Source organism: Pseudoalteromonas sp. SG45-5 (assembly GCF_014164085.1).
Lineage (GTDB): Bacteria > Pseudomonadota > Gammaproteobacteria > Enterobacterales > Alteromonadaceae > Pseudoalteromonas > Pseudoalteromonas aliena.
The window spans coordinates 14,590-29,926 of the sequence record NZ_JACJEM010000024.1 but is presented as its reverse complement, the minus strand read 5'-3'; the positions used below and the strand labels follow the sequence as shown (position 1 = coordinate 29,926).

13 protein-coding genes and 1 pseudogene are annotated in these 15,337 nt (G+C 37.7%); 10 read left to right on the top strand and 4 right to left on the bottom strand.

What is annotated here, in order from left to right:
• Nucleotides 1-16 precede the first annotated feature (16 nt).
• Nucleotides 17-646, bottom strand: coding sequence for a rhombosortase (gene rrtA / locus H5119_RS09695; protein WP_259398972.1), 630 nt, complete (start codon nt 644-646; stop codon nt 17-19).
• A gap of 64 nt (nt 647-710) precedes the next feature.
• Between rrtA and ggt the strand changes: the two genes are divergently transcribed.
• From ggt to H5119_RS09680, 3 genes are all read left to right on the top strand, one after another.
• On the top strand, nt 711-2,483 hold the full coding sequence (ggt, locus tag H5119_RS09690) for a gamma-glutamyltransferase (RefSeq protein WP_182702073.1): 1,773 nt from the start codon (nt 711-713) through the stop codon (nt 2,481-2,483).
• Between the two features lie 139 nt (nt 2,484-2,622).
• Complete coding sequence (locus H5119_RS09685) at nt 2,623-4,317, top strand: NAD-dependent malic enzyme (RefSeq protein WP_138585781.1); 1,695 nt, start codon at nt 2,623-2,625, stop codon at nt 4,315-4,317.
• Nucleotides 4,318-4,470: 153 nt separating this feature from the next.
• Entirely contained in the window at nt 4,471-5,196 is a 726-nt protein-coding gene (locus H5119_RS09680; protein ID WP_182702072.1) for an SIMPL domain-containing protein, read from the top strand.
• Between the two features lie 2 nt (nt 5,197-5,198).
• Here the strand turns inward: H5119_RS09680 and H5119_RS09675 are convergent, their stop codons facing one another.
• The gene (locus H5119_RS09675) at nt 5,199-6,551 is read right to left on the bottom strand and encodes a DUF2254 domain-containing protein (RefSeq protein ID WP_182702071.1); all 1,353 of its coding nucleotides are present in this window, start codon (nt 6,549-6,551) and stop codon (nt 5,199-5,201) included.
• A 153-nt stretch (nt 6,552-6,704) separates the two neighbouring features.
• On the opposite strand from H5119_RS09675, the gene H5119_RS09670 reads away from it, so the two are divergent.
• From H5119_RS09670 to H5119_RS09650, 5 genes are all read left to right on the top strand, one after another.
• The gene (locus tag H5119_RS09670) at nt 6,705-7,076 is read left to right on the top strand and encodes an MAPEG family protein (protein WP_077537894.1); all 372 of its coding nucleotides are present in this window, start codon (nt 6,705-6,707) and stop codon (nt 7,074-7,076) included.
• 14 nt (nt 7,077-7,090) lie between these two features.
• Nucleotides 7,091-7,723 carry a sulfotransferase gene (locus tag H5119_RS09665; RefSeq protein WP_182702070.1) on the top strand — a complete coding sequence of 211 codons (633 nt, stop codon included), beginning with the start codon at nt 7,091-7,093 and terminating at the stop codon, nt 7,721-7,723.
• 47 nt (nt 7,724-7,770) lie between these two features.
• Entirely contained in the window at nt 7,771-8,343 is a 573-nt protein-coding gene (locus tag H5119_RS09660; protein ID WP_182702069.1) for a tRNA-(ms[2]io[6]A)-hydroxylase, read from the top strand.
• Between the two features lie 346 nt (nt 8,344-8,689).
• Nucleotides 8,690-9,181 carry a response regulator gene (locus H5119_RS09655; RefSeq protein ID WP_310737443.1) on the top strand — a complete coding sequence of 164 codons (492 nt, stop codon included), beginning with the start codon at nt 8,690-8,692 and terminating at the stop codon, nt 9,179-9,181.
• A gap of 173 nt (nt 9,182-9,354) precedes the next feature.
• Entirely contained in the window at nt 9,355-11,310 is a 1,956-nt protein-coding gene (locus H5119_RS09650) for an ATP-dependent endonuclease (RefSeq protein WP_259399625.1), read from the top strand.
• A gap of 517 nt (nt 11,311-11,827) precedes the next feature.
• Here the strand turns inward: H5119_RS09650 and H5119_RS09645 are convergent.
• Together H5119_RS09645 and H5119_RS09640 are read right to left on the bottom strand one after the other, a co-directional pair.
• Entirely contained in the window at nt 11,828-12,301 is a 474-nt protein-coding gene (locus H5119_RS09645) for a DUF3653 domain-containing protein (protein WP_182702068.1), read from the bottom strand.
• A gap of 380 nt (nt 12,302-12,681) precedes the next feature.
• Nucleotides 12,682-13,651 (bottom strand): annotated as a pseudogene (locus tag H5119_RS09640) (sugar-binding transcriptional regulator).
• Between the two features lie 374 nt (nt 13,652-14,025).
• Here H5119_RS09640 and H5119_RS09635 point away from each other — a divergent pair.
• Entirely contained in the window at nt 14,026-14,409 is a 384-nt protein-coding gene (locus H5119_RS09635) for a response regulator (RefSeq protein ID WP_182702067.1), read from the top strand.
• Nucleotides 14,410-14,429: 20 nt separating this feature from the next.
• Nucleotides 14,430-15,335 (top strand): MoxR family ATPase, encoded by a 906-nt coding sequence (locus H5119_RS09630; RefSeq protein WP_182702091.1) that lies wholly within the window; start codon nt 14,430-14,432, stop codon nt 15,333-15,335.
• Nucleotides 15,336-15,337: the final 2 nt, after the last annotated feature.

The window sequence follows — 15,337 nt, the reverse complement described above, 5'->3', positions numbered from 1 at the left end:
TGAACAAAATCTAACTTTATTTTTTCTTTTTAAAGTTCTTTTTAAATAGTTCTATAGCCAATGGGATGGCAAGCAGAGTCCCGCCAATAACACCAATTAAATGCGCGTCAACGGCCACCGTCGAGTCAATTAGTTTTTCTATATCGGTACTTGGGCCACTAAATTGCTCAAACGCTATTTTTATCCATACACCTATAAACAATAAATAACCCGATTTTAGTCCTACAGTTATATCTTTAACTGCCCCCCAAATAATTACACCATGCAGTAGAGCACTTAATCCGGTATAAATATGTATGCTAGGGCAAAACCAATACACGCCGAGTCCACACCACAGTGCTAGCGCACTTGTATTAAAAGCGTAGCGAGTAGGTGATGTGTATTCGCCATGCAGCAACCAAATTAATAAAATACCGCTGGCATTTAATCCCAAGTGTGCCCAGTTAGCATGAACAAACTGGCTGGTAAATATACGCCATAATTCACCTTGGTTGACAAGCTCACGGTTAAATTCTAGTAAATTATTTAAATCGAATGCAGCAAAAATAGCGCTAAAAAGCAGCAAAATTATAGGCGGTAATAAATAACGGGGCTGCAGTGGTAAATTAAGCATTTTATTGTCATTTTTTAGTATAAATTTTTGCATATTGTGCCCGTTTAACTTTAAGATGCCAATTATCTTATCGTCATTAAGTGTTTTTAGGCTTTTTATGCATTTTAAACTTAACTCATTATTAGCTATTACGCTGTGTGCAGTAACACAGCCTTCTTTTGCACAGCAAGTAATTGAAACTCGCGAGCCAGAAGCCGCAACAGGGCTTATTCACAAACAAGAGGTGACAGGTAACAAGTATATGCTTGCAGCTGCAAACCCATATGCTTCACGCGCAGGTCAGCAAATTTTAGCGCAAGGCGGCAGTGCCGTAGACGCCGCTATTGCCACGCAGCTTGTACTTACTTTGGTTGAGCCGCAATCATCAGGCATTGGTGGTGGTACATTTATGCTGTACTACAACAAAGCAAACAACAAGCTGACTAGTTTTGATGGCCGTGAAACTGCACCAGCAAACGCAGACGACACGCTGTTTTTAGATAAACATGGCAAAGCGGTAAAATGGATTGAAGCCGTTGTAGGCGGGCGCTCTGTGGGCGTTCCGGGTGTTTTACATGCCTTTGCAAACGCGCATAAGCAATACGGGACACTCCCATGGAGTGAGTTATTTAAACCAGCCATTGAACTAGCTGAGCAAGGCTTTGTTGTATCGCCGCGTTTACACGGCTTATTAGCACGTCAGTTAAACCCAGGCGTAATGAGTATGCCAGTAATAAATGAGTACTTTTACCCTAATGGTAAATTGATTGCAGCGGGTACGCTTAAACAAAACCAACCACTGGCTGATTTATACAAAGACATCGCAAAGCAGGGTATTGATGCATTTTATAAAGGCGATAATGCTAAAAAAATGGTTAAGGCGGTACAAAATTCTTCCATAGCGCCTGGCAAACTCAGTGTACAAGATTTAGCCGCTTACAAAAGCAAAGAGCGCGATGCCGTGTGTATTGAATACCGCGCGTACAATGTATGTTCAATGGCACCACCTAGCAGTGGCGGTGTAGCTGTATTACAAATGCTAGGCTTGCTTGAACATAAAAATATGAGTGCGCTTAAGCCAAATGATGAAAAAGCGATTCATTATTTTACTCAAGCTTCACGCATAGCATTTGCCGATCGCGATATGTATATGGGCGATCCAGATTTCACTCAAGTACCCACTAAAGAATTGCTAGATAAAGACTACATTGCTTCTCGTGCTAAATTAATTACTGATACTGATCAGCCAGCAGTGGCCGGTGATCCAGTCGATTATTTAAGCTATGCAGCGGATGATTCTTACGAGTTACCCTCTACTTCGCACGTATCGATTGTTGATAGTAAAGGCAATGCAGTGTCGATGACCAGCTCAATAGAAATGGCATTTGGCTCTACGGTGATGGTTAACGGATTTATTTTAAATAACCAACTCACTGACTTTTCACTTTCACCGCGTAAAAATGGCAAGCTTGTAGCAAACCGAGTAGAGGCAGGTAAACGTCCGCGCAGCTCTATGTCACCGGTAATGGTATTTAATAAAGATGGCAGTTTACGTTTAGTGGTAGGTTCACCTGGTGGCAGTCGTATTATAGATTACGTAGCACAAGTAGTTGTAGGTGTTATTGACTGGAATTTATCAGCCCAAGAGGCCATTAACTTACCGCGCACAACAAACCGTAACGATTACACCAGCCTTGAAAAAGGCACCGCCCTTGAAGCCATTGCACCTTTACTTACTAAGCGCGGTCATAATGTGCGTGTACTCGATCTAAACTCGGGTTTACATGCCGTTGAAGTTAAAAACAACAAATTATATGGCGGCGCAGATCCTCGCCGTGAAGGGGTCGCGTTATCTGATTTAACTGATAAAAACGCCACTATTAAATTTTAATTTATGTATAATACAAGCACGAGTAAAGCTCGTGTTTGTATATTCTCAATGGTCTGACAAGTTCCATACTCATTGCAATTTTACCTTTAACAATGATAATGGCAGATCATAACTTAAGACTTCGTTAAAGCCTGGAAATATGACAACAAATACTGATCCAAATTACCTTTATATTCATCATGCTGGCCCCGGCCTAATTGAAACACCGCTATTAAATAAAGGCAGTGCCTTTAGTAAAAAAGAACGCGAAAACTTCAACCTTGCTGGCTTGTTACCTCCTCGCTTTGAAACAATAGAAGAGCAAGTAGAGCGTTGTTATCAGCAGTACTCTAGCTTTACCGATAATCTCAATAAGCACATATACTTACGTGCGATTCAAGATAATAACGAAACACTTTACTACCGTTTAGTGCGCGATCATCTTGAAGAAATGATGCCTATTATTTACACCCCTACAGTGGGTGACGCCTGTGAAAAATTCTCAGATATATACCGCAGCGCACGTGGCTTATTTATTTCATATGAAGATCGCTTTCAAATTGATGACATTTTACGCAATGCAACAAAAGGCAAAGTAAAAGTCATTGTTGTTACCGATGGTGAGCGTATTTTAGGCCTTGGCGATCAAGGTATTGGCGGCATGGGTATCCCAATCGGTAAATTATCACTTTACACTGCGTGTGGTGGCATTAGTCCGGCGTACACATTACCTGTAATGCTTGATGTGGGTACTAATAACGAAAAATTGTTAAACGACCCAATGTACATGGGCGCACGTCACAAACGTATTGCTCAAGATGAGTACGATGAGTTTTTAGATTTATTTATTAAAGCCGTTAAGCGCCGCTGGCCAAATGTATTACTGCAGTTTGAAGATTTTGCACAGCCAAATGCAATGCCATTATTAAAACGTTACCGCGATGAAATTTGTAGCTTTAATGATGATATTCAAGGCACTGCGGCTGTAACAGTCGGGTCTTTACTTGCAGCATGTCGTGTTAAAAATTCAACGCTAAGCCAACAAAAAGTAGTGTTTGTTGGTGCGGGCTCTGCCGGCTGTGGTATTGCTGAGCAAATAATTAGCCAAATGGTGTTTGAAGGCATCACTGAAGCTCAAGCACGTAGCCAAGTATTTATGGTCGACCGCTTTGGTTTATTATCAGAGGGTATGCAAGGTTTACGTGATTTTCAACAAGCACTCGCGCAACCGCAAGGCTCGCTAAATGAGTGGACTTACAGTGGCGAATACGCATCACTACTTGATGTAATGCACTGTGCACAACCAGATATTTTAATTGGTGTTTCAGGCCAACCTGGTTTATTCACTGAACAAGTAATACGCGCAATGCACGCAAATTGTGAGCAGCCAATTATTTTTCCATTAAGTAACCCATCTAAACAGGTAGAAGCTCACCCAGAAGATGTTATTAAATGGACAGACGGTAAAGCACTTGTAGCAACAGGCAGCCCGTTTGCACCGGTTGAATACAACGGCGAAACGTTCCCAATCCCACAATGCAATAACAGTTATATTTTCCCTGGTATTGGTCTAGGCGTTATAGCGGCTAAAGCAACACGTATTACAGATGAAATGCTAAGTGTGTCTAGCGAAATGCTTGCTGAGTCGTCTCCTCGTGCTAATACGGGTGTTGGCAGTTTATTACCAGCGCTAACAGAAATAGAAACATTGAGTAAGCGAATTGCATTTGCCATAGCTAAAAAAGCAATTGAAGAGGGCGTCGCTCTTGAGATTTCCGATGATGCATTATGGGCAGCCATTGACAAAAACTACTGGTTACCTAAATACCGTAACTACAAGCGCAGCAGTATTTAATTGCACTTATACGTAATTTAACGTGCAACTTGTTGTAACGTTAGTTACAACACTTAACAAAAAACAGGCAATTGCCTGTTTTTTTGTGCTTGTTCATCGCTAATTAACCACGTAGGCTCTTTAATAGGATCAACTAAATTAAAGGATCGACTTATGAAAACTCTGACTCTCGTTTTAGGCACCGCGTTGACTTTAAGCGCACTGAGCTTTAACACACTCGCAGCGGCAACTCCCGACGCTCCTCATATTTATGTAAAAGGCGAAGCCACACTTACTACAATGCCAGACTATGTACAAATTAGTGTGGGTATTACCGAAATTGATAAAGACTTAATTGCGGCTAAAAACAAAACTGATTTAACTATGGCTAAGGCCATTAAACTTGTTAAAGAAATGGGTGTTTTACAGGGCGATATAAACGCGGGGCAAATTTCAATAAACCGCGATAATCAATACAACCGCACAACAGGTAATCAAGACTTTAAAGGGTTTAGAGTTGCCCGTACCTTAACCGTAAAACTTAGCGATATAAATAAATACCCTGAGTTACTACAAAATTTAGTTAATAATGGGATTAACGAAATTAATCAAACGCAGTTTTTAGCAAGTAATTACAGCGAGCTACATAAAAAAGCTCAAAAACTGGCAATAAAAGATGCGCGTGATGCTGCAAAAGAGTTTAGTGAAGATTACGGGGTTGACTTAAAAGGCTTATATTCTGCATCCCTTAGCCCATTGAATGTACCGTCGCAGCCATACATGCGCGCCGAGAAAGTAATGATGGCAGATAGCGCACCAAGTAACTACGTACCGGATGCCTACCATGCGGGAGAGATTAAAGTAACAGCTTCAAGCTACGCTGTGTACTACATAGATTAAATTTATTTTGGGTGGCGCTCAAAACGCGCCACCAATTCTTTACCTTGCTCTTCACTAATACGGGTAATTGCATTTAGCATATTAGTAATTTCACGTCTGTCGTACGCATTAGTAACATGCTCATTTATGTCATCCACAATCGCATTTAAGTAGTTAAATAGACTATTTCGTGCGTCCGTATATTGGTATGCTACAAACAAAATATTTTTAAACGCCTCAAGTACATTCGTCATTACGTACGCGTCGCCCTTTGCATAATTTCTAAGTGGCGTAAAGTTGTCGTGTAGCAGTTCATCAAAACTGGTTTCGTGTGAATACAGCAATGGGCCGCTCTCGCTGTGCTTAAATGAGTAATTAATATCGTTAATTGAAAGTCGTTGAATAAGTAAAATGCTGAGCATATCAATTGATTTAACCGCAGTACCCGGATCGTTTATACCTGGGCTCATTGCTTTAACTGCAATTTCTGATATTTGCGTTAAACCATAACGATAATGATCACTTATGTATTCTTCTATATAAAAAATAAAGCAGTCTAAAATTTTATTTATGAGTGCTTCGTTGCTTGATATATCTTTATTACACTTTAAAAATGGGTAGCCTTTAACGGTAAAATAGCCTTGGTTAACAGAAATATACACTTTTATATTTTCCTCTGCCAAAATGGCACACAGCTTGTCGGTATGCACGCCTTTATAATACCCCTCGGTTTTACTGCTTATAGATTGCCATTGCTCAAAGTCAGGAAAGTTTTCTACGGGGTTGTCTTGCTGCCTTTGTATAATTACTTTTATTTCGCCTTTAGTTTGGCTAAACAGCCCATTTAACACATTATCAACCTGAATGGCGCGAGAAATTGAATGGATAAAAAATACAAATAACCCTAACGAGATTAAACCAAACACAAGCGCAAATAATACGCCGATTGATGGGATCGCAGTATTGCCACCATCAAGCTTGTTAATATTAATGAGCATAATAATAGAATAAATTATACTGCCTAAATAAAACCCTAATACCATTTGATGTGATTTACGAGTAATAAGGCCAGGTACAACACGGGGCGATAAACTCGCACTGGCCGAGTTTAAAACAACCATAACCATCGAAAAACTAAACACCGTAAGTGAAATAATACTACCCGCTAACGTGCTTAAAATAGTACGCGCATTTTCGGCGCTATCAACAAGTACAACCGAGATAAACGACTTTAACTGCTCAACTGGGGCTAAATATTCAACCGACATGGTAATAATAGCAAATGCCAAAAAGCCAACTGAGAGTAGTGAAGGGTAAAAGCCAATACTGTTGATCATTTCACGATAACTATTAGCTACTTTGCGAGGTACAAACATAAAATCCTTGTGTATTTTTCTACTTACTTAATACCCTAAGCTTAGCATAGGCATTTAGTAAACTTCTGATAATGCTGCTCAAATTTATATGTTATTATCACGTCCACAATAATAGAGCGCATGCTTATGCGATAAAAATAACAGGAAAACGCCGTGATCATTTCAACTTATGCTGCATTACTTGCATTCTTTTACATTTATTTGAGCTTTAACGTAATAAAAGTGCGCCGCGCAGAACAAATATCGTTAGGTGATAACGGTAATACAACGCTGCAGCGTGCTGTGCGTGCCCATGCAAACTTTATGGAATATGTACCACTTGCTTTAATACTGCTTTTTTTAGCAGAGTACCAAGGGCTTGCAAGCCATTACTGCCACATATTAGGCGGTACTTTATTGATTGGACGTGTGTTTCAAAACTTAGGTATAGTAGAAAAAAGCCTGAAATATCGCCAAATTGGTACTATTGCAACATTCTTAGTCATAGTTGTTAGCGCCTTTGTATTACTAGTAACACGTGGCTAATTAAAGAAAAGTTAATGAGCAAAATATTTATAATAGGCTTACCGCGTACCGGCACAACCAGTGTGTGCCACGCATTTTTAGAACTCGGTATTACAACAGCGCATACTGCGTATACTAATGCTTGTTTTGAAAATGCCACCGCCATTGCCGACACTCCCATATTTAATGACTTTAAAACGCTTGATACTCATTTTCCCCATTCTAAATTTATCTATATAGAACGAGAGCTTACAGCTTGGCTTCCTTCAATAAAACAACTTTTAACGCGTATGCACACTAATTTAACCCGTACAGACGGGGGCTTTAATATCCATATAAAACGCTGTTATTTAAATACCTTTAGTGAATTATCACTGCATAACATTAACGACGATAACTATTTAACAAACTGTTACAACACGCACTTTAATAGTGCTCAAACGTATTTTAAAAATCGTCAGCAAGACTTTTTATCTATTGATATAGCAAAGCCACACAGTTACAAACAGCTGTGTAATTTTTTGGCACTTGAAAGTGATAAAACTGATTTTGAAAAAATGAATATGGGCGGTAAAGTCACCGCATGGAATGATATTAAACACCCGTTAAAAGTAGAATCTACGGCCAAAGGACGCATAGATAAATTACTGCCTTACAAGATTTTTTAAATCAAATACGGTAAAATCGCCGCATTGTTATTTAAGTTGTATAGAAGATGTTTGAATTAAAATACCACACACCATTTGCATGGACCGAGGTTGTCCTTGCTGACTTTAATACTTTTTTACAAGATCACGCCGCCGCTGAAAAAAAAGCATCTGGCATGGCCATGTCTATGTTGTCGCATTACCCAGATAAGCGAAAATTGGTAAAAGCCATGACAGATCTAGCACTTGAAGAAATGATTCATTTCAAAGAAGTGCTTAAAATTTTAATGGAGCGCGACGTAAACTTAGGTGACGACAAAAAAGATCCATACATTAAACAAATCCGCAGCTTATTTAGAAACGGTCGTGATGAATTTTTAATGGATAGATTACTCGTTGGTGGTGTAATTGAAGCACGCGGCCATGAACGCTTTTCTTTAGTTGCCCAAGCCTTGCCAGAAGGAAAAGAAAAAGAGTTTTATGCTGCGATTGCTGCCTCAGAAGAAAAGCATAAAAACTTATTTGTTGAACTGGCTTACGAATATTTCGACAAAGAAGACGTTGATATTCGCCTAGAAGAATTACTAGTAGCTGAAGCAAAAATTTGCCAAAGCATTCCATTTACGCCAGCTTTACATTAACTTACTTAACAAGTGCGCTTTTATTTGTGCAACCTAAAACTTGTAATAAGTGATACAAACGCCATATTATAGAGACAACTTATTTGCATATGGCGTTGCATTTTGCGAATTATATTTGTAATAGTGTAGATACTTTATTATCTTATTAATAAATATCAATATTTTAAGCAAAAACTTTGGCTTAAAAATTGCTGAAATACTCCTGAAGTTAAACGTTAGATGTTTTACCACTAAGTACTCCTAACTATGTTGGGGAGCTTATTAACTGTTCAGTCGAATATTGGGAGCAAATAGTATTTCAGCCATCAAACACTTGCATAAAAAAACCATCAATTCCACGGCTTTAGTGATCCCGCTGATTAGCCCCACTATAAATAATGTTTTTGAGCTTGTAACAACAACGCCTAAAACTAAAAAAACGCCAACTAACATGGTTGATATTGCAACAAAATTTAAACACTCTGTGCAAAAAAAAAACCACAATATACTTTTAGTTGATGACGACCCTTTAGTTGAAATTGTGATTAGAGCGATGCTTGCAGAGCATAATTTTAATATTGATTTTGCGCCAAGTGCTATTGAAGCCATGCTAATGGTATCCCAAGGCAATTACGATATTATTTTAATGGATATTGTTATGCCTGAGTTTACAGGCACTGATGCCATGCTAAAACTGAAAAAACACATCAACCCAGCTTCAACAAAAATTATTGCGCATACTGCAAATAAAAATGGAGCCAGTGATAGTGAATACCTCAACCTAGGTTTTGATAGCGTTTTATTAAAACCAGTGAAGCAAAGTGTATTAATCGAAATGGTTAAATCGCTGTTAACATAAAGAAAATATGGAAGTAGGGCAGTTACCTTTTTAATTAATTAAAAGTCAAATAATTACCTTTACCAGTAAGCTTGCATTAAAAAACAAGTAAAATCCATCGTTTATAAACACCTGTTTATATTTATAAAGTTAAGCTATATAATTTTTTCAAAGCCGCCATATTGTGGGATATTATGGAACCTAGTAATAAATTAAAAATAGAAAGCTTAAATGAAGAATGGCGCGATAAAGACACTGTAATGTTACATGCTTGTTTTCAGTTACTAAAAGACACAGTCGAAAAAGAGAGGCTATTTGAAGTCACTAATTGGGATGTTGATGAAATTACTCGATCTACAAAGCAAGAACTCGAAACTCTTTATCATTGGTGGCTGACATATGAAGAGCCTATAGTGCCAGAGCCTGAAGAGGGACGTTTTCACGTAAAAATAGGAAAGTGTCCTCTGATAAAACTGTTAAGCCACATATATAAGGATATTCACGTGAAACTATCTGCTTTACTTATTTCAAATTTTAAAGGTATCAACAATGAGATTAAAATACTCATCGACAATATTGTTGTATTAGTAGGCCCAAATAATAGTTGTAAATCTACAATACTTGATGCTTATGAAGCGTATGTTTCTATGGGGAGTTCGCTTAGTATTGACCATTTCCATGGGCGAAGTGATGAAAATCCTATCATAATCACTGGTGTATTTAATGACGTGACGCAAGACGATATTGATACATTAGGACAAGAATGGTATTTGCAAAACGATCCAGAGTTTGGTGATTGTGCAAAATTCCAAATCCGCTGGGAAGCTCCAGACGAAAGCGGCGTTAAATACAGTTTTAGCAATAAAACATATGAATGGAAGAAAGGTGGCGCAGGTGGCTGGAACACTCTATTACAAAGTCGATTGCCAACACCAATTCGGTTAAACCCTAATGATGGTTATGATGCGTTAGAAAAAGTGGTAAAAGACTTGGCATCAAAAAATGCAGCCAAAAAATTGAAAGACGATAAAAGCAAGGTTGCTGGAATTGTTGCAGAAATTGAAAAGCTCGCGAAGGAAGTAGATAAAGAGTTATCAGGAAGTATTGGGCAGCTGAGCAGTAAGATAGAGGTAGAATTAAATAAGCTATTTCAAGGTGCCACTGTAAGTTTTGAAACTGGAGTTGGTAAGTTTAAAGCAGAAGATGCCATTAAGGATGGGAGTAAATTCTTTATTAAGTCCAGTAATCATCAATCGTCGCTTGAGCATCAAGGTACGGGCATAAAAAGAGCATTTCTATGGTCAGCGATAAACGCTCTGTGTAGCGAGGGGATGTTTAAAAAAGGAGCAAAAGTAATTAAAAACGAAACGCCCAAGGTGCTATTGATTGATGAACCAGAAATAAATCTCCATCCATCCATTATTAGAGCTGCTAGAAAAGCAATTTATGCCTTAGCTGATATCGCTGGCTGGCAAGTTATTTGTACTACACACTCACCAGTATTTATTGATTTAACACAAGATCATACCACGCTTATCAAGGTGTCCAATTCCCAGAAAGGTGTTTATTACTTTCAGACAGATAAAGCACACTTCAGTCCAGATGAAAGGGATAATCTTAAAATGTTAAATCGCTGCTGCCCAACAGTGAATGAGTTCTTTTTCTATCCAAACTCAATTCTTGTTGAAGGAGACACTGAATATTTGGCATATCAGTACATTATTGAAAAAAGTGGATTAGAAGGCAGTTATTGTGTAATTAACTGCCGAGGAAAGGCTAATATTCCTACATTCATAAAGATATTCAATCAATTTAATGCGAACGCCATCGCGGTTCATGATTTAGATACCAAGCTTAGAAAAGATGGAGCCGCTAATGGCATGTGGACCATTAATTTAAATATTCGAACGCTTGCTGATACAACTGATGGTCGTGTTCAGACAGTAGTTCATAATCCTGATTTTGAAGGTTATTATTTGAATGAATCACCTGTAAAAGATAAACCCTATAATCTTTTTACTCACCTTACAGCACCAGACTTTGAAACAAATGCAAAGTATGAAAATCTACGCGAATCACTTACCGAAATGATAAATGGTGATCATAAAGGCTTGTATTTAACACATGCAGAACTAGATGCAATGGCTTAACAAGACGCTGCACTCGGATAAATTACTCGCTTCGCTCCCAATATTTCACATTTTAGTGAATAATCTTAAAAAGGAACTTGTTTTGACATTTATTGTTACAGAAAAGAAATATAATGAGATAAAAAATATAGAAAGGTTCACATCCATAGATGTAAATGATTATGTAACTTGCTCTAGTTCAGACTGTGAACAACCTAAAAAGAACCTTTTAATAAATTGTGACCTTAAAGATGGTTCTAGTTTCTTGTGTCATGGAAAAGAAAATAATGGAAATATTAGTGTTGAACAAAACCGATGCCTAAGACAGTTCATTATAACAAAAGAGTAAAGTTGGTTCACAAAGTCGGGGAGCCGGAGGTCTCTAACCTCCAGCCCCTGACAACCATCATGCGCTTATTATTAACAGGATATGCAATGGGCGGTTCGTCTCTCGTAATGAATATTAATTTCAGTAGTTATAGCAATTACCAATAGGGCATTTGCTATAACTTTTATGCTAGATTAATTACTTAAAAGCTTAAGCTCTTTTCTTATCGCCATACTTCAATACTATATCTTTGAGCGCAAACTCATCAGACATTTTAATTAAATCATTACCAATGGCTCTTAGGGTATCACTGGCCGCAACTAGCTCATGCAAATGATCTATTTTTTGTTGTAGCGTTTTAACATGGCTTTCATGATAGCGAACTGAGCTTTGCAAAAAATCTATTTTGTTTAAGTAGCTAGGTTCGTAGCGTTTACCGCGCGGTGTCCACAAATAGCCTTCACGGCAAATATAAAAACCATCCCAATCTTTATGTAAAGACATACCACCATTTATTCGTTGTTCAAGCATTCGCACAGCACGTGGGCAGGGTTTGTTTGTGCTTACCCAGCGCTCTAAAGTACGTTCTGAGTTTATAAGCAAAAATTCCATAGTTGCTTTACGATCTAATTTACCAAAATTCATGAAACCAGCACGAAATAATAAATTTTTAAATGTATCCATAATAAGTAGTCCAATAAATAAATACCTAAATCCGGCAAAAAATAATTAAATGAGATCATCGAGATAAATTATTTTGTGTTTTTCCATTCTTTTTTTAGATTGATAAATTATTTTCAATCCAAATAAACGAATAATCACCAAAAAGAGAAAACATATAAAAACAGGGCTTACGATGGGGGTTTTGCTTGAACTGGGAATACGCGCCAATATGGCGTAAAACACCTTATTTAACATAATATAAATTATAGGTAGTTGTTACATGTATAATAAGAGCGCTTAAATGCGCCCTCACTATGTCCAATACTAGACGGTATCGGACATTAAGTGGTTTTATTACAATAACAAGTATTACTAATACAGATGCTTTATTTTCAAATTGTTCAACCAATACTTAATAAGCGCTCAGCTGTATATTCGTTAGTAATTAATCCACTGATCATGTTTGACCTTACTGCGCCCAAAATGGCCAATACTTTTTCTTCGCCAGCAGCTATCGCATAGATCTGTTTGTTAGCATTTGTTTTTAATGGCGTACTTGCTACACGCTGATTAACTGTGCAATCTAAAAGCTTACCGTTTTTATCAAACACCCAACTAATCATTTCGCCAACAGCACCAAGATCTTGTAATTCTGTAAGTTCTTGTGCATCAATAAAACCATCTATATGTAACGGCGATTTTTCACCTAAGCTACCAATACCAACAAATGTTACATCGGCGTCTTTAGCGAGTTTTAAATTGCCAGTTATATTTTTCTGTGCGTGTAATTGCTCTTTTTCTTCAATGCTTCTTGGTAAAACTGGCAATGGCATTGGATAATGTTTTGCATTGGTATGTTCGGCCATTCTTACTACAACATCATAAGGTGAAGCCGAACCATCCAAAGCCATATTACCCAGCATTGCTACAATTTTATGCTGCGGACAATCAACGGTTCTTAGTTCATCTACACATGCACGTAAAACTCGGCCGGTTCCCATTGCAACGACTTTAGGTTGTTCTGATTTTAAATGACGTTCTATTTCTGCCGCGCCAGCTTGAGCTAAACCTAATGTAGATGAAGGTTCAGACGGATCGCTCGGTACAACTTCACACGAATTCACACGAATCTAACCCAAAACGGCTTTTTATTTTTTCGGCCAAATCCATACATTTTGCAATAGGATGATCGAGCCTAACTTTTATTAATCCTTGGCTAACTGATAATGCGACCATTCTTTGTGCCGATTGGCGAGATACATTTAGCTTTTTAGCTATTTCATCTTGTGTTTTACCGCCAACATAATACAGCCACCCTGCTCTGGCTGCATCATCGAGCTTTCTAATTTCTGTATTTGATAGCTTTACCACGTAAACCTCTTAGAATAGAAAGAAAACTAAGTCTTTATTTTCATTACATAATTTTAATTCTATTTGCTGCTATATAAATTTTTTAGTATCTAATTATCAATAACGTTTTTGTTATTTACAGTTATAAATATACCATTCCTTAATAAAAAACACCTAGGTTTCATATGATTATGTAATTAAAATAAGGTGCTATTTAAGGTAATTTAAAGTTCGTAGGAGATATAAAAGCAGGTAATCCTTTAAAAATAAGCTGTTGGTCAAACCTATGAACAGTTTATTTATTAGTGTTTTTTAAGCAACGTTCTTGAGCTTATGATGGGGTTAGCTTAGTATTAAAGCACTTAGATGTATTCAAAAATAGAAGTAACCTACATATGGAATTTGTTCGCCCGCTTGAGCCTATCCTCATCATTGACGATGTAAAAGAAATACGTGATTATCTAAACCAAATTCTAACCGAGTTAGGTTATGAAGATATTTTAGAAAGCGTAGATTTTAGCTCAGCAAAACCGGTTATTGATGAAAAGTCGCCTAATGTTATCTTTTTAGATGTTGATTTACCGGACTCTGATGGCACCGATATTTTAGAATTTATAAATATAACTTACCCACAGGCACACGTTGTAATGTGCTCTGGCCATAACAGTTTTGAAAACGTACAAAACACGTGGGAGCTAGGTGCAAAAGGATTTATTGCAAAACCATTTAACGCAAAAAAAGTAGACACCGTAATGAAGCGGCTCGAACTTATAGACTAGTTGGTATGAAAAAGGTTAGCATGCGCAGTATTGTAGCAACAATTATAGACGATTTATCGAGTGTTATATTTGGTAAACAACAACAGATTAAATTGGCACTTACTTGTTTACTTAGCGAAGGCCATTTACTAATAGAAGATTTACCCGGTATGGGTAAAACAACGCTCTCGCATGCTTTAGCGGCTGTGCTTGGTTTATCGTATCAGCGAATACAATTTACTAGCGACTTACTACCCGCAGATATCCTAGGTACTAATGTATTTAATGCACGCGAGCATAGCTTTACGTTTCATAAAGGACCTATTTTTAGCCAAGTTGTTTTAGCTGATGAAATAAATCGAGCAGGCCCTAAAACACAAAGCGCATTACTTGAGGCAATGGAAGAGCAACAAGTTACTGTTGATGGTAAAAAGTATACGCTGCCCAACCCATTTTTTGTTATTGCAACACAAAACCCTCTTTATCAATCAGGTACTTATCCCCTTCCTGAATCCCAATTAGATCGTTTTTTAATGCGTATTAGCTTGGGATTTCCGCCAAAAGAGGCGGAAAAACGTTTAATTTTAAATATGCAAAAGCGTGATTATACTCAATTACCACAACGTATTGATCAGCAACAATTAGCGCAGATTCAAACACACATTCAGCAAATAACTTTAAGTTCACCAGTTGTTGATTATATCATTGAGCTTGTTAACTTTACGCGAAGTAGCAATGCATTTGCAGCGGCGCTTTCACCAAGAGCAAGTATGGCGCTTGCTAAAGCGGCAAAATCGTGGGCATTTATAGATGGCCGCGATTTTGTATTACCTGAAGATGTTCAAGCTGTATTTACGAGTGTGTGTCAACATCGCTTAGGGCTGCATAATGAGTCGGGTGAATCGCAAGTTAACGATATTTTAAAAGCAGTGTCGGTTCCGGTATAAAA